Genomic DNA, 15,063 nt, shown 5'->3' with positions numbered 1-15,063 from the left:
TGCTCGACGCAGCACTTCGGCGGCCCTTTTGGTCGTAGTGTTTATCGGCCTTCCCGCGGCGCGGTGGATAATGCCCGCTCCACGTCAGTACTGTTTTCCTATGGCCTCCCTTAGAAACAGCCGCGCTGCGGCGCTTCCCGCCAAGCTCTCCCGCTCGTGGCTCCTTGCATCGGCGGCCTCCGAGGACCATTTTGTTCCCGCGCTGACCTCGGAAGCGGACTCCGTGGTGTTCGACATGGAGGATGCGGTGCCGGCCGACGGGAAGGTGGCCGCCCGGGAGCGTGTGGTTGAAGCGCTCTCTACGGGCATGACAGCGTGGGTGCGCGTCAACGGTATCGAGACCGACTACTGGGCTGACGACCTTGCCGCCCTGTCGAAGGCGCCGGGGTTGAGGGGAGTCATGCTCGCCATGACGGAGAAACCCGAGCAGGTGACGCATACCGCGATGCGGCTCCAGGCGGGGACGCCCGTGCTTGCCCTGGTCGAATCCGCCCTGGGCATCGAGAACGCGACGGCGATCGCCAGCGCCCCGGGTACCTTCCGCCTCGCCTTCGGGGTCGGCGATTTCCGCCGCGATACCGGTGCATCCGATGATCCGATGGCGCTTGCCTATGCCCGCTCGAAACTTGTGGTGGCCTCACGGGTTGGTCAACTGCCGGGACCCATCGACGGCCCCACGGTGGGGGCGCTCGGCGACAAGCTGTTCGAGGCCTGCAAAGTCACGGCGTCCATGGGAATGACGGGCAAGCTCTGCCTTCTGCCGGATGCCGCCGACACCATCAACCGGGGGCTATCGCCCAGCGATTCCGAAATCCAGTGGGCGCTCGAGCTCCTCAGCGCCCATGCGGCGGGCGCGGTCGTGGGCGACGGCTCCTATCTGCCGCGACTTGCCCGCGCACAGAAGATTTCCTCGCTTGCCGATTCCTACGGACTCTGGAACGCCTGACACGGGTTCGAGCGCGGCGATCCGGCCCGGACTGCTCAGCGGGCCATGGCTCTCTGCTGGCCGGCGCTGATCTTCGACGATCCTCCGCAGTTGCTGCACACCATCAGGCGCTTGCGGCTCAGGGTCAACAGCGGAATGAAGAAAACAGTCAGCTTGGTCCGCCGCTGTACAACGCGCTGCGGGACGTACTGTCCGCAGAAGTGGCAGGTGGCGGTGCGCGCGAAAAGCATGCGTTCGCGGGTTGTGAGGCCGAAAAGGAAGAACATGGGGCTCCTTCGGTGGATCGCGGAAGTCGGCGGAAACGGTACTGGCTGATCCAGGGCCGGCGGTACAGAACTCTATCGGAGGGCTGCGTGGTAATCATCGGGCCATTCCTCCAGCGGAATACGCTGAATGCGACGGATAGTTCCCGCTGTGCCCCACTCGTTGAGGCCGAGGCGCGAAAGCGGCTTGAGCGCATCAATTCGGGGGTGGTTTCCGTCGAGGCACTCCTCGGACACCACGCCATGCAGCACCTCGCCGAACACCAGGGTGCAGTTGCCCATCTGCTGCGTCGAGTGCAGACGGCACTCCAGGGAAACGGGGGATTCGCGGACGCGCGGCGGCGCGACAGTAAGGCTTGCCTCCCGGGTCACCCCGACGGCGTCGAACTCGCTGACGTCCGGCGGGAAGGCCGTCCCCGTGGCGTTCACGGCCTCGAAGAGGCTTTCGGGGGTGATGTTGACAGTGAACTCGCCTGTGGCCTCGATGTTGCGCACGGAGTCTTTTCGGCCCACGGACGTGAACTGGACGATGGGCGGGTTGACCGATGCGATGGTGAAGAAGGAATGCGGGGCCAGGTTGTCGATGCCGTCAGCGGACCGGGATGATACCCAGGCGATCGGCCGGGGAACCACCACCGCAGTCAGGAAGCGGTAGAAATCCCGGCTTCGCTCGGTGGAGGGTTTGAAGTCTCGGCGCATGGAACCAGCCTAACCGGGAGCGTGGAGGTGGGTTGCGCCGCCGTTAGACTTGTCTGATATGCGCTTCATCAACAGGTACCGTGTCCCCATTGTCTGGCTCCTCGTGGCGGCCATGATCCTTTCGATCGGAGCAGGATTTTTCTCGACCATTCTTTAGAAGGGTCATTCCTTGTCTCTCTCGAACCCACCACCTAGTGTCGTAAGCAGGCTTAGCATTTGATGCTGGCCCCAGCCACCGCACACCGGCCATGGGAGTGAGTCATGACAGCTGAAAGCCCGGCGGGAACCCCGGACCAGTACACGTTCCAGAATCCCGTCACACGTTTCGAGAGCATCGCGCCGCCCAAGCAGGACCAGCCGGAGCCGGGTCTGGACCGCGACCTCGAGCCGCTTGCCGACCGCGGCGAAACTTCCTACCGGGGGACGGGCCGACTGTCGGGCCGCAAAGCGCTGATCACGGGCGCCGATTCCGGAATTGGAGCAGCAGTTGCCATCGCCTTTGCGCGGGAGGGTGCCGACGTCGCCCTTTCATACCTGCCGGAGGAGGAAGCGGATGCTGAAACGATTGTCTCCCTCATCGAGGAAGCGGGTCGCAAGGCTGTTCGGATTCCCGGTGACCTGAAGGACCCCGAGTACTGCACAGCGCTGGTCCGGCAGGCGGCCGAGGAACTGGGCGGGCTCGATATCCTCGTCAACAACGCAGGCAAGCAGGTAGCCGTCGAGTCGCTCGAGGAGCTGAGCGACGAGCAGCTCGACCACACCTACAAGACGAACATCTACTCGTTCTTCCGTGTGACAAGGGAAGCCCTCAAGCACCTCCAGCCCGGATCCACGATCATCAACACCACGTCCATCCAGGCCTACGAGCCCTCGCCGACGCTCCTCGACTACGCGAGCACCAAGGCCGCGATCAACAACTTCACCAAAGGCCTGGCCCAGCAGCTTGCGCCCAAGGGCATCCGCGTCAACGCCGTGGCGCCGGGCCCCATCTGGACTCCACTCCAGGTGTCCGACGGCCAGCCCAAGGAAGCCCTGCCCGAGTTCGGCAAGAGCACACCCCTTGGCCGCGCCGGTCAGCCCACCGAGCTGGCCCCGGCCTATGTCTTTCTTGCCTCGCCGGAATCGAGCTATGTGCTCGGCGAGACGCTCAACGTCAACGGAGGCATGCCTGCCCCGTAACTGCCGCCAGCAAGGGTTGGAAACACTGAGGGGCAGAAGGACGCCCGGCCCCCGGGGAGGGAGCCGGGCGTTCCGTGTAGGCGCACGCGCTCGTGCATCCACAGGTTTCGCTGCGGTTTGCCTGCTGCTAGCTGCGGGCCTCATCGAAATCTGCGCGGTCGATACGCCGGTGGTACCGCATTCCGGCGAGCCCACCGAGCACTGCCCCGAGGAGGGCCGTCAGGGCTGCGGCGACGATGGCGATGATCCCGGCCGTGGTGAAGTCGCCCTCACTGACGGGAAGGCTGGGGAAACTGTTGATGTTGGCGAAGATATCGGCCTGACTTCCCGCAATCAGACCGATGACCGCCACGACGATGGCAATGATGACAGCCCACAGCCAGACGGCGATTCCCTGCTTGGCGCCGTCGAACCGGGCCATCCGGCCGGCGACATAGCCGCCGGCGAAGTAGGAGATCAGAAGTAGGACCAGCAGAACCACGGCGGAGATGATGCCGGCGGTCTGTGATGCCTGGTTCGCCGCTTCACCGAGATTGGTGTTCGTGGACAGGCCGAACGCGGCGCCCACCGCAGCCAGCAGGGCGGTGAGCAGGACAGCCATACCTGTTGCGGTGAGCCAGCCGAAGAACGCCGACCCGAACTTCATACCGCCGAATCTCTCCTTCTCACGCTGGTGCAGTGCCTGCCGGTCAGCTGCGGTGGGTACCGCGTCCCGGTCACGATACCCGTCGTTGCCGGAGCCGGCGCGGTGGTTGCGGGCGGCGTTCTGGTCAGGATCCAGGCGATGACCGGCGTGCTGGTCCTGGCTGGTGTCCTTGGTGTGGCTCACGGGAAAAACCTGCGTGTGCTCACGCGTGGCGTCCGCATCGCCGCTGCCGGTGTTCGCCGCCGGCATTCGACTGGTTCCCGGATCGGGTGCTTCGCCGATGCTGCTTGCTCCGGCCGCAGGAGTCCGGGTGGTGTCATTGGAGCCGCCGTCGGCGGAGGGGACACCCTCGGCATGGGACCCCCGGTCCCTGCCCTCCGTATTCCCTGGTCCTGATGTACTCACTAGTCCTCCTGATGTCAGGGCCGTGAAGCCGTAAGTCTACTTAGTATTGCAGGGGCGGGAACGGCCACGCCAGCGAGGGGATGGGAGACTGGCGGAATGGAATTCGAGATTCTGATGACAATCCTGACCGCGGTGCTGATAGCGGTGGGGATTGCCGGCGTAGTAGTGCCGATCCTTCCCGGCAGCATCCTCATCATCGGGGCACTCCTGCTGTGGGCGTTTTCCGTGGGCGGCGCCACCGGGTGGGTGGTGTTCGGACTCGGGTCCGCTCTCGCGGTCGCCGGCCTTGTCGCGGGGCTGGTGCTCACGGGTCGAACACTTCAGCGTCGTCGAATCCCGGCCAGGTCGATCACCATCGGACTGGTTCTGGCAGTGATCGGGATGTTCGTCATCCCCGTCGTCGGGCTGTTCGTCGGCTTTGCCGCAGGTTTGTTCGGCAGCGAGTATCACCGCCAGCGCAGCTTCAGACCCGCGCTTGCGTCGAGCGGCCACGCGCTGAAGGCCGCCGGGCTGGGCATTCTTGCCGAACTGGGACTGGCTCTCGCGGCAGGAAGCATCTGGATCGTGGGCGTGTGGATCCACTTCCTGGCGCGGTGAGCCGGCAGCGCCTCAAACCTCACCCGTCAGCGACACCGCCGCCTCCCTTGGCGCCCGGCCGCTACGAGCGGCCCCAGCCAGCGGGTTACCTGCCGCGCTTCTTGGTGTAACGCGTCTTCTCCGCGCGCGTTCCCTGGTTGCCCCGGCGCTTTGCCATGATCTTCGAGGCGATGACGGGGGCGAGAGCCCAGAGGATTCGTTTCAGCATGGGGTGGTCCTATCGGAAGAAGTTGCCGGAGATATTCCTCATCATACTTACTATCGGGTGCCGTGCGGGGTGTTCGAGACGAACAGTTGCAGTGCCTGCAGCTGTGCCCGGCGTGCTACGGGGTTGAGGTACATCATGTGTCCGGCCTCGTGATAGTGGTGGGTGAAGCGTGCGCGTGAGCTCTCATCCAGATTCATGTGTGCCCAGACGTATTCCGCCGCGAAGTGCGGTGTGGCGCCGTCGTGGTAGCCGTAGTCCACGTGCACCCGGAGGTGCGGGTTGTTCACCAGGAGCCGCTCGAGGACGCCCGAGACGTCCACGGGCGCACCCTCGAACGTACGGTAGCTCCAGGGATGGACGCGGGCGGTGAGGATCTCGTAGGGAAGATCGTTCTCGTATCCCAGTTCAGCTCGAACGTAATGGTTCATCGCGGCGGAGTAGGGGCCGGTGATGGCCCGGATGCTGGGGTCGTCCGAGGAGTCGGAGGCCTGGAGACTTTCGGGCCTCGCGGTGAACCGCCCGTCGATGCGGCCCACCGAGAGGCCTTCGCCGCGCAGCAGTTCTGCCGCGAACTCGGAATACGCCCACCTCAGATTGGTGCGGCGGATGAAGTCCTCGTCCAGGGTGGTGATGGAGTGCAGCCGCTCCACGACGGCGTCGTACTCCTCCGTTGTCAGACGGTCCCCCTGAGTGAGGGCGTACCCGAAGTCCCGTGCGGCGAACTCTTCGGCCTCGCGCACCACCTCCGCGAGCCCGCGGCCCTCATGGCGGCCGTGGTAGTGGGCGATGGCAGCGTAGGTGGGCAGGTGGAGTGCGTAGGGGAGATCGCTCCCGGGGAAGAATCGCAGCGTCGACATGTTGAGGACCGTCGATATGAGCCCCAGTCCATTGACGGCCATGCCGTAGGCGTCGAACAGCCGCCCGGCAACCGCGACGGCTCTCAAGGTTCCGTAGGACTCACCGATCAGATACTTGGGCGACAGCCAGCGGGAATTGCGGGTGGTCCAGAGCCGGATGACCTCGGCCACCAGGTCCCGGTCCTCGACGAAGGCGTGGAAGCCGTCGGACTTCTCGCCCTCCACCACGCGGGAGAAACCGGTGTTGACGGGGTCGATCATCACGAGGTCACTGGATTCCAGGAGTGACTCGGGGTTGTCCGAAAGCCCGAACGGCGCTGGGGCCATGGAGCCGACGTCCCCCGATTCCACGAGGCGAGGACCGAGCAGGCCGAGGTGCAGCCAGACGGAGGCCGAGCCCGGACCGCCGTTGAAGGCGAAGGTCACAGGGCGGCCTTCCTCGGCGTCGTCCTTGGTGTAGGCGATGAGGAAGATTTCCGCCTTCGGCTTGAATCCGTCGGACTTCCCGTCCTTGGTCTCCTCCTGGCGCAGCACGAGGCGGCCCGTGGTGGAGGTGTACTTCAGGCCCGAGGGTGAGGTGTGGCTGCGCGTGACGAAGTCGTCGCTCACGTCCTTGACCGGGGTCGGAGTGTCTTTCGAGGTGTCAGTCGTCTCATCAGCCATGACTCGAGACTACAGCTGGTTGATGCAGGCAACGACTACGACCCGGCGTGCGCCTCCTCACCGGATGTCGACCCTGCGGTCGGGGTTGCGGTACGCGGTGCGGTAAGTGCCGCGGAATCCGCCGCCCATGCGGTGTTCTGCTCCGGTTTCGCGAAGAACAGTGCTGCTGCGAAACCGATGAGGACGACGGCGGCCGGCAGGTACAGCGACTGGCCCATGGCCAGGGCGTACCCCGCCTGAGCCTCGGGTGGCAGTGGATTGCCCGGAGTCGCGCTGACGCCCCCACCGCTCACGTTGGCGAGGAGCCGTGCCTGCATGATCGCGGCGATGGCCGAACTTCCGAGCACTGCGCCGACCTGCCTGGTGGTGTTGTAGACACCGGATCCGGCACCGGCAAGTGAGGGAGCGAGATTGCGGGTGGCAGTGAGTGAGACAGGTGCCCAGATACCGGCGCTTGCGAGTCCGAGGAGGGAGATGGGGAGCAGGAGCTGCCAGAGGGGCACATCGGTGGTGAGGATCGAGCCCAGCCAGAAAAGTGCGGCGGACATCCCCGCAAACCCGGCAACCGCCATGTACTTCGGGTTGCTGCGCTGCACGAATTTTCCGACGAAGGGCGCAAGGATGCCGGAGATGACGGCCATCGGGGTGAGGAGCAGCGCAGCCTGGGTGGGGGAAAGCCCGCGGACGGTCTGGGCGTAGAGCATCAGGGGGAGCGCCATGGTGGTGATGGAGAATCCCATGGCCGTGATCGAGGTGTTTGCGAGCGAGAAGTTGCGGTCGCGGAACAGCTTCAACGGGACGAGCGGCTCGCCGCGGTTCACCCGCTGCCAGATGACGAAGGCCGTCAGGAGTACGAGCCCCGTGATGATCAGGGACCAGACGGAGAGGGGGCCGGCGATAGTGCCCCAGTTGTAGGTTTCGCCCTCCTGGATGCCGAAGACCAGGCAGAACATGCCGGCCGCGCTGAGGAAGACCCCGAGCAGATCGAAGCGCCGCGCGGTGGTTTCGAGACGGGGAACCAGGCGGAGCGCGAGGATGAAGCCGACAACACCCACGGGCACGTTCACGAAGAAGATCCATTCCCAGCCGGCGGTGTCGACGAGTACGCCGCCGAGCACAGGACCGATCAGGGTGGCGATTCCTGCGACGGATCCCCAGAGGCCCATGGCGGCTCCGCGGCGTTCGGGCGGGAAGATCCGGGTGATCACCGACATGGTCTGGGGCGTCATCAGTGCCGCGCCGAGACCCTGGAGTACCCGAGCGAGGATCAGCGCCTCGATGGAATCAGCGAAGCCGCACCATGCGCTCGAAACGGTGAAGACCACGAGCCCGATGAGGTAGATGCGCCGCGGCCCGAACCTGTCACCGAGCCGGCCGGTGACGAGGAGCGGCACGGCGAAGGCCAGCAGGTAGGCACTGGTCACCCAGATCACGCTGTCGATTCCGGCGTCCAGGCCCTCCATGATGGCGGGCGTGGCCACGGAAACGATGGTCGAGTCAACGAGAATCATGAAGAAGCCGATGACCAGCGACCACAGAGCCGGCCAGGGGCGGAGCTCTCCGGGGTGAGTGGTCGGCGAGCGTACTGCTGGTTCTTTCCGGGGCATGGGGAGAAGCCTACTCTCGAGCCCTGACGATTGGTCCTGGGCTGCTGCGGGTACCGGGTTGAGCAACGCTCCGGATAGTTGGATACAGTGGAAACTGTTTGGGGCTTTAGCTCAGTTGGTAGAGCGTTTCGTTCGCAATGAAAAGGTCAGGGGTTCGATTCCCCTAAGCTCCACTGTTTCCCGCGCCCCCGCACGAGGCCCGGCGCCTCCGCGCAGGCGGATTCCCGCCGTCGCCCGCGCCTTCACGCGGCGGTCGACGGCGCTGCTCCCGCGGCTGTCGTGGGTTGTCTATCCCTCGCACTCCGTGCAGTACTTGTTTCCGTTCTTCTCCCGGGCCAGCTGACTGCGGTGATGCACCAGGTAGCAGGACATGCAGGTGAACTCGTCCTCCTGCTCCGGCACCACCTGGATGAGCAGTTCCTCGTGGGACAGGTCGGCGCCCGGCAGGTCGAAGCCCTCCGCGGTGTCGCTGTCTTCGACGTCGATGAGCGACGTCTGGGTGGTTGCGCTTCTCTGTGCCTGGATCGCCTCGAGCGATTCGTTGGCTGGTTGATCTTCCTGGCTGACGCGAGGTGCGTCGTAATCTGTTGCCATGGGGCGAACTTCTCCTTCTGATGGACGCGCTATAGCGTACATGTCCATGCCACAACCGCCATAAGGCAATTGTTATTCCACTGTCTGTTACGGAGGTGGGCGAGCGCCCTGCGGCCGGCCATCCGATGCTGCCGGCCCTGTCTGCTAGCGCGTCACCCTGCGACGTCCGGCCACTCCTTCCGCAACTCCGATGAGAAGCACTGCGGCGATGACTGAGACGATGAAGCCGAAGATGTTCAGCTCGAAGATGTTCCCCGTGCCGAGCAGGCTTGCGATGACGCCGCCGATCACCGAGCCCACGAGGCCCAGCAGGAGGGTGGCGAGCAGGCCGAGGTTCTGCTTGCCGGGCTTGATGAGCCGTGCGAGCGCGCCAATGACGAGGCCGGCGATGATGAAGCCAATCATGGTGATTTTCCTTTTCGATTGCGGACTTCCCATGATGCCCGGCCAACACGAGGCCAGGTCAAGGGTTAATGCGGACTTGACTCGCCCAGAAGCTTCCGGGCACCAGCTTGGGAGTCTAGCTGATTCTGCGTCACGACCGATCCCTCCACGAACCCGGCTCCGGACATCATCCGGCGGAGCTCAGCGGGGGTGAGGGCAACCCCCCGGCGGTGCGCCATGGCATGGCAGTTCGGGCAGAGCGGCAGCAGATCCTGGATGGGGTCCAGCTCGTAGCCGGAGGAAAGCTGCGACGCCGGAACGAGATGATGGATGGAGATGAATCCCCGCCCAATGGGTCCATAGGCGGCCTCGAAGTCGAAGCGGCACACGGCGCAGGAGAACCCGTGCTGGGCGAGGCAGATCCTGCGGGCCTCGGGATCGCGCTCATAGCGGTTCATCGACACCCTCGTGAGAGCGGCCTGCGGGTAGGCTCCGGGAACGGGCAGGATCGGATCGATGTCATCGAGCGGTCGATGATCTTCCCATAGACCCCGAATTGCCGTTTCCTCTGCTTCCGTCAGGTGGCGGCCGGACAGGGATGCCGCCTCCCAGGGGACTGCCGGCAGCAGGGCGGCAAGCTCGTGGAGCCGGACATGGTCGCCGGGATCCAGCAGGGCGTCGAATTCGACGTCGACGCACGGGCCGTCGTCGATATCCTCGACGACCGCTGACGCCACGACCCCGTGACCGATCAGGCCGCCGGTGCCCGTGCCCTGCAGGACGAGCCAGGCGTCCGCGTCTGCCGCACCGTGCATCAGGCCGCGGACACTCCAACGTTTGCGCACTGTCCCGCAGCGGAAGAGCCGGTCGCGGACCACCGGGTAGTTCGGCTCCCAACTGTTTCCGTGATCGGGATTCCAGCCAAGGAGGATTGCCGTCATCGTCCCAGTGTGTCACCAGCCCTGACGCCGGCAATCAGTCCGGCAAGCAATCAGCGGCAGGCCATCGGTCCCGTAGCCGTCAGCCCGGCAACCGGCCACCTAGACGGCAGGTGGATCCTCCTGCTGGGAACCGCGCCGGCCTCGTGACAGCTGCATCAGCACCCGAACCCCGGGCCCGAGCCAGGACAGGATCACCAGGAGGGTGAAGGCCTGGCTCACGGCGGATCCGAAATTGCCCGCAGGCACAATCTGATAGGCACCGATGAGGACCAGCACTACGAGCAGGGCTTTCTTGACAGTTCCCAGCGCCTGGGTCGACAGGGGCCGGGGCCAGGCGGTGAATCCCGGCTCGGAGTGTCCAACCTCGGATTGGGCGACGCGGTCGGCGTTTGGGTTCATGAATTCCTCCTGACAATAATTGTGTCCCTTCCCGGGCGATAGTGCATGCCACGCCTGAGGGATTGTTGCAGAAAATCCTGCGCTAGCGGGAACTGCCGAGAACGGCCCAGCCGCGCGACGGCATCGCAAGCCGATGGCCGCCCGGGTCGAGGCCTGCGTCGCCTGCGAGAACGACGGCGGCGGCGGCGGTCGCCGGAACCTCCACTGTGGCGGGCGATTCCGAGAGATTCAGGGCCACGACGATCGACGAGTTCCCGCCCACGGCCTCGTACACGAGGTGGTCGTTCCTTAGCATGTGGATCTTCGTGCGTGCGGTGTGCAGCCAGGGATGCCTGCGCCGCAGGCCGATCAGCTGCTGGTGGAGGTGGTACACGGGCCAGCCCGACGCAGCGAGATCCGACGGCGACGCCGGGAACTCCGGGCGCACTGCGTCGTCGCCCCCTGCGCGGTCCTCCTTCAGCCCGCGGAATGCCTGCTCATCGCCGTAATAGATGGAAGGAGTGCCCCCGACGGTGAACAGGATGACCAGGGCATGGGCCAGCAGGGCCGGGTCGTCGAGCCGGGTGGCGAGCCGCGTCACATCATGGTTTCCCACGAAGGTCAGGGGAGTGAACGTTTCGAGGAGGCCGTTGTGCCGGTCGAGTGCGGCGGCGAGCTCGAAGAAATTCCGGTCGTTGAGGCCGCTCCACACCGCTTTCCACAGCTGGTACTGCGTTGCGGAGTCGAGTGTGCCCGCGCGGACGTCCGCGGCGTAATCGCCGTGAATGTACTCACCCAGGAAATAGGCGTCGGGGAATTCGGCGCGGACATCGCTCAGTACGGCAGACCAGAACGAAGACGGCACGGCGTACGCGGCGTCGAGCCTCCAGCCGTCGGCGCCGCGGCGGAGCCAGTGCTTCATCACGTCGGCGACGAAGCGTGCCACCTCCGGCTCCTCGTGGTCGAGGGCCACGAGGGAATGGTGGCCCTCGAAGTCGTCATAGGGAACTGCGGCCCCTGAATCATCGCTGCCGGAGCCGGTGGGGGGCCAGTGGAAGCGGAACCAGCCGGCGGTCGGTGCCGACCGGCCGAGGCGCACGGCATCCTGGAACTGCTGGAACGAGCGGCCGGTGTGGTTGAAGACACCATCGAGCAGGACGCGGAGCCCGCGGCTGTGGGCCTCGTCGACAACTGCGCGGAAATCATTGTCGTCGCCCAGTCGCGGGTCCACCCGGAAGTAGTCCGAGGTGTCGTACCCGTGTGTCTCTGAAGCGAAGATAGGTCCGAGGGCGAGTCCCGATGCGCCGAGCTCCACCGCGTAATCGAGCCAATCGACCAGGTGAACCAGACTGTGGACTACCGGTTCGACAACGCCGGCCTCCTTCCCGGCTCCGACGAATCCCAGCGGATAGACCTGCCACCATATGACGTGGTGCACCCAGGATGGTTCCGATGTCATAGATTCACCCCTCAGTTTCCCCGATCCTAGTACGGGTGGACGGGTCCCCACGTGTCCGGGGTGCCCCGACGGGCGTCCTGCCGGGCTTCGCGGCGTCGGGCGCCGGAGTAGGTCTGGTAGCCGAACACCACCAGGATTCCGGCGTGCACGGCGTCGCCGCCGTAGTACATCAGTAGCGCCCCCGGCTCGGCCTCGGCGGCGGTGAGGCCGGCCGGCGGTGTGGCGTAGAGGGATTTCGCGAGAATTCCGTGCGCTGCGATGGTGAGCAGAAGTACGGTTCCCCGCACTACCACACCGGATCGATGGGGATTCGGGTCGATGCCGATGATCGCGTAGGTGAACAGGAGTCCGCTCAACAGGAAGTGCAGGTGCAGAAGGGGCAGGGCAGCGGGATGATGGCCGAGGTGTATATGGACCCCCCCGACGTACAGCGCCCACAGCGGCACCGTGGTGACCAGCCCCGCAGCAACCGGATGGGACAGCACACGGACGGGACCGGAGCGGAGGATCCGCGTCAGGCGGCGGGAGGAGTGCACCGGCAGCCGCTTCAGCGCCAGCGTCAGCGGGGCGGCCAGCACCCAGAAGAGCGGGATCACCATGCCCAGCAGCAGATGGACGGCCATGGCGGATGCAAAGTCGGCGTGGGCGGCGGCGGCGAACGGTCCTGCGGTGGCCGCTGCCCCCAGAAACGCGCCGGTGCACCAGAGGGCCGTCCTCCGCCGCGGCCAGATCACACCCGGTCGCCACGTTGCTGCGCAGTACGCCGCGCTGAGGGTCAGCCACAGCATTATGACGGCGAGGTCGGCGGCGTCGACAGGAGGCGCGGCCGCGGGCCCATGGGGAGATGCGGCGGTGAACACAGCGGAGAGTCCTGGGATGAACACTGCTGCCCTACCCGGGTGGCCGTGCCGTGCGCCCCGAACGCCGCCGCTGCACCAGGAGCACCGCCGCGCCGCTGACGATCAGGACCACGGCGGTGAGGTTCCAGAGGAGGTCATACATCGCGAGGTCCACTCCATAGCGAATCTGGTGCAGGCCGAACACCTTGTGCTGCACCACGCCGTCGTACAGCTGGAACACACCTGCGCCCAGCAGGACGCCGCCCGTCCACACCGGAAGCGACAGTAGCCGGCGGTGGCGGAGGTCTGCGAACAGAAAGAGCGCACACACGGTTGCGCCCCAGCTGAACGCATGGAAAACGCCGTCGGACACCAAGCCTGCAGCGCTCGTGGAGCGGTCATAGAAATGGTGCCAGGAGAGGATCTGGTGGAAAACCGCCTCGTCGACGAAAGCAACGAGGCCGCACCCGAACAGAAGTCCACTGACGACACTCGACCTGAGGCCGGGTCCGGCTGCTGCGTTCAACCGCATGAGAGCTCCTGCCTGCAGAGTGTGCGAATGCGTGTATCCAGCGTATGGCAATCATCAGGGCATATTCAGAGCATTCGGCAGATGGTGTCGATGCCCCAATTCATTGCGGTTGGACTCCGTTGCTGCAAACACTGGCGAATTCAGGACACGTGCTTGCTGTTCCACTCGAGGGGTGGGTCGGCGGGAGGTTGCAGCGGCAGGTGCCGGACGACGTCGTGGGGCATCGCCCGGGGCCGGTTGAGCAGCATCCAGGCGATCGCCAGGAAAGCAACCGGAATTGACACGAGAATGGCGACACTCACGCCGTACAGGGCGATGATTGCGTACATCGGGGAGTCGGACAGCCCGACGATAAAGGCGGCACTCCCGAAAAGTGCCCACAGCCAGAAAAGCCCGACTGCGAACAGCACAGTACGGGCCCGCCGGTATACTAATGGGAAATGCGCGCGTTCACGCTTCATAGGTTGAGACCTCAGCACTAAAGGGCCCCGCCCCCCGGCATGCCCGCTTTTTGAATAGTAGCTCTATCGAGCGTTATTCGTGCTTCCCGATACCAGAATGAGACAGAATTTATTCAATTCTCAATGTAGAAGCTTCACGTGGTCCGCATTGAGCTCCTCGACACTGTTGACTCCGAGCAACTGCATGGTGCGGGCGGTCTGCGTGGCAAGGATCTCGATGGCCCGGTCGACTCCGGGCCGGCCGCCCGCCATCAGCCCGTACAGGTAGGCCCTGCCGATCAGCGTGAAATCCGCACCCAGCGCGAGCGCGGCGACAATGTCTCCGCCACTCAGGATGCCCGTGTCCAGGATGATGGCAGTTTTGCCCTTGAGCTCTGCGGAGACCTGGGGGAGCAGATGCAGTGGAACCGGAGCGCGGTCGAGCTGGCGTCCGCCGTGGTTCGAGAGGATGATGCCGTCGGCGCCATGGTCCACGGCGCGCCTGGCGTCGTCGAGCGTCTGGATGCCCTTGACCACCAGATTGCCCTTCCAGACGCCGCGCAGCCAGTCAAGGTCCTCGTAGGTGAGGGTGGGATCGAACATGGAGTTGATGAGGTCTGCCACAGTGCCGGAGTAGCGGGACAGCGAGGCAAAGGACAGCGGCTCGTGGGTGAGGAAGTTGAACCACCACGCCGGGCGGTAGGAAGCGTCCACCACGGTTTTCAGCGTGAGCGCGGGCGGAATCGTCATGCCGTTGCGGACATCACGCAGGCGGGCTCCGGCGACGGCGGTATCGACGGTGACCATCAGGGTGTCGTTGCCCGCGGCAGCGGCGCGGCTGATCAGCTCCATGGACCGGTCACGGTCGGTCCAGAGATAGAGCTGGAACCAGTTGCGCCCTCGGGGGGCCGCAGCTGCGACGTCCTCGATGGAGGCGGTGCCCATCGTGGAGAGCGTGTACGGGATGCCCGCGGCTTCCGCGGCCTGCGACCCGGCATATTCACCCTCCGACTGCATCATCCGGGTGAAGCCGGTGGGGGCTATGCCGAACGGCTGCGCGGAAAGCTGCCCGAGAATGGGGGTCGACGTACTGATTTTCTCCACGTTGCGGAGGATGCCGGGGCGGAACTCGAGGTCGAGAAATGCTTCCCGGGCACGGCGCAGGGAGATTTCCGCCTCGGCGGCGCCGTCCGTGTAGTCGAAGGGTGCTGTGGGGGTGCGGCGCTTGGCTATGGCGCGAAGGTCCCCGATGGTGTTGGCCCTGCGCAGCCGCGCGGCGGAGCTGAATTCAGGTTTCTTGAACTGCATCAGGGGTGCGAGGTCGGCAACCTTCGGCATCCGCCTGCGGAGTGCTGGAGGGGCGGGTGGAGTAATGGCTGGCGTGATGGGCTGCATGGCATACCTTTGCTCGGTAGTGGGCTCGTGT

General features: G+C 65.2%; 18 protein-coding genes and 1 tRNA gene. 4 read left to right on the top strand and 15 right to left on the bottom strand.

Annotated features, from left to right (window positions below):
* The first annotated feature begins 100 nt into the window (after positions 1-100).
* On the top strand, positions 101-946 hold the full coding sequence (locus Y704_RS0105915; protein WP_026549432.1) for an HpcH/HpaI aldolase/citrate lyase family protein: 846 nt from the start codon (positions 101-103) through the stop codon (positions 944-946).
* A 35-nt stretch (positions 947-981) separates the two neighbouring features.
* On the opposite strand, the gene Y704_RS0105910 is transcribed toward Y704_RS0105915, so the two are convergent.
* Positions 982-1,212 (bottom strand): zinc-ribbon domain-containing protein, encoded by a 231-nt coding sequence (locus Y704_RS0105910; protein WP_026549431.1) that lies wholly within the window; start codon positions 1,210-1,212, stop codon positions 982-984.
* A gap of 72 nt (positions 1,213-1,284) precedes the next feature.
* Complete coding sequence (locus Y704_RS0105905) at positions 1,285-1,908, bottom strand: flavin reductase family protein (protein WP_026549430.1); 624 nt, start codon at positions 1,906-1,908, stop codon at positions 1,285-1,287.
* A gap of 261 nt (positions 1,909-2,169) precedes the next feature.
* Here Y704_RS0105905 and Y704_RS0105895 point away from each other — a divergent pair, with 261 nt between their 5' ends.
* Positions 2,170-3,087 (top strand): glucose 1-dehydrogenase, encoded by a 918-nt coding sequence (locus tag Y704_RS0105895; RefSeq protein WP_026549429.1) that lies wholly within the window; start codon positions 2,170-2,172, stop codon positions 3,085-3,087.
* Between the two features lie 127 nt (positions 3,088-3,214).
* Here the strand turns inward: Y704_RS0105895 and Y704_RS22655 are convergent, their stop codons facing one another.
* Positions 3,215-4,138: a hypothetical protein gene (locus tag Y704_RS22655; protein WP_051476742.1), complete on the bottom strand. Its 924-nt coding sequence runs from the start codon at positions 4,136-4,138 to the stop codon at positions 3,215-3,217.
* Positions 4,139-4,234: 96 nt separating this feature from the next.
* Here Y704_RS22655 and Y704_RS0105885 point away from each other — a divergent pair, with 96 nt between their 5' ends.
* Positions 4,235-4,735 (top strand): DUF456 domain-containing protein, encoded by a 501-nt coding sequence (locus Y704_RS0105885; RefSeq protein ID WP_026549428.1) that lies wholly within the window; start codon positions 4,235-4,237, stop codon positions 4,733-4,735.
* Between the two features lie 85 nt (positions 4,736-4,820).
* On the opposite strand, the gene Y704_RS25540 is transcribed toward Y704_RS0105885, so the two are convergent.
* From Y704_RS25540 to Y704_RS19295, 3 genes are read right to left on the bottom strand one after another with little or no spacing between them, the layout of a single operon-like run.
* Positions 4,821-4,943 carry a hypothetical protein gene (locus Y704_RS25540; RefSeq protein ID WP_275451055.1) on the bottom strand — a complete coding sequence of 41 codons (123 nt, stop codon included), beginning with the start codon at positions 4,941-4,943 and terminating at the stop codon, positions 4,821-4,823.
* A 50-nt stretch (positions 4,944-4,993) separates the two neighbouring features.
* Positions 4,994-6,463, bottom strand: a complete 1,470-nt coding sequence (locus Y704_RS0105875) for a S10 family peptidase (RefSeq protein WP_026549427.1) — start codon at positions 6,461-6,463, stop codon at positions 4,994-4,996.
* A gap of 35 nt (positions 6,464-6,498) precedes the next feature.
* Positions 6,499-8,070 (bottom strand): DHA2 family efflux MFS transporter permease subunit, encoded by a 1,572-nt coding sequence (locus tag Y704_RS19295; protein ID WP_051476741.1) that lies wholly within the window; start codon positions 8,068-8,070, stop codon positions 6,499-6,501.
* A gap of 100 nt (positions 8,071-8,170) precedes the next feature.
* Between Y704_RS19295 and Y704_RS0105865 the strand changes: the two genes are divergently transcribed.
* Positions 8,171-8,243, top strand: a tRNA-Ala gene (locus Y704_RS0105865).
* A gap of 115 nt (positions 8,244-8,358) precedes the next feature.
* On the opposite strand, the gene Y704_RS0105860 is transcribed toward Y704_RS0105865, so the two are convergent.
* The 9 genes from Y704_RS0105860 to Y704_RS0105820 form a co-directional block, all read right to left on the bottom strand.
* Positions 8,359-8,664 carry a DUF4193 domain-containing protein gene (locus Y704_RS0105860; RefSeq protein WP_026549426.1) on the bottom strand — a complete coding sequence of 102 codons (306 nt, stop codon included), beginning with the start codon at positions 8,662-8,664 and terminating at the stop codon, positions 8,359-8,361.
* A gap of 144 nt (positions 8,665-8,808) precedes the next feature.
* Positions 8,809-9,069 carry a GlsB/YeaQ/YmgE family stress response membrane protein gene (locus Y704_RS0105855; RefSeq protein ID WP_026549425.1) on the bottom strand — a complete coding sequence of 87 codons (261 nt, stop codon included), beginning with the start codon at positions 9,067-9,069 and terminating at the stop codon, positions 8,809-8,811.
* 65 nt (positions 9,070-9,134) lie between these two features.
* A complete protein-coding gene (locus Y704_RS0105850; protein WP_026549424.1) occupies positions 9,135-9,989 on the bottom strand; it encodes an HNH endonuclease in 855 nt (284 codons plus the stop codon).
* Between the two features lie 99 nt (positions 9,990-10,088).
* Positions 10,089-10,388, bottom strand: coding sequence for a hypothetical protein (locus Y704_RS0105845; RefSeq protein ID WP_026549423.1), 300 nt, complete (start codon positions 10,386-10,388; stop codon positions 10,089-10,091).
* Between the two features lie 82 nt (positions 10,389-10,470).
* On the bottom strand, positions 10,471-11,826 hold the full coding sequence (locus Y704_RS0105840) for an alpha-amylase family protein (protein WP_035771777.1): 1,356 nt from the start codon (positions 11,824-11,826) through the stop codon (positions 10,471-10,473).
* Positions 11,827-11,852: 26 nt separating this feature from the next.
* A complete protein-coding gene (locus tag Y704_RS19290; protein WP_155850222.1) occupies positions 11,853-12,710 on the bottom strand; it encodes a cytochrome c oxidase assembly protein in 858 nt (285 codons plus the stop codon).
* A 7-nt stretch (positions 12,711-12,717) separates the two neighbouring features.
* A complete protein-coding gene (locus Y704_RS0105830; protein WP_035771776.1) occupies positions 12,718-13,197 on the bottom strand; it encodes a DUF2243 domain-containing protein in 480 nt (159 codons plus the stop codon).
* A gap of 140 nt (positions 13,198-13,337) precedes the next feature.
* Positions 13,338-13,607, bottom strand: coding sequence for a hypothetical protein (locus tag Y704_RS0105825; protein WP_026549420.1), 270 nt, complete (start codon positions 13,605-13,607; stop codon positions 13,338-13,340).
* Between the two features lie 171 nt (positions 13,608-13,778).
* The gene (locus Y704_RS0105820; RefSeq protein WP_081747431.1) at positions 13,779-15,032 is read right to left on the bottom strand and encodes an alpha-hydroxy acid oxidase; all 1,254 of its coding nucleotides are present in this window, start codon (positions 15,030-15,032) and stop codon (positions 13,779-13,781) included.
* Positions 15,033-15,063: the final 31 nt, after the last annotated feature.

The sequence above is a fragment of the Arthrobacter sp. Br18 genome (assembly GCF_000520555.1).
Classification (GTDB): Bacteria; Actinomycetota; Actinomycetes; order Actinomycetales; family Micrococcaceae; genus Arthrobacter_D.
Note: the sequence above shows the minus strand (reverse complement) of the source record. Positions and strands in the feature narration are given on the sequence as shown.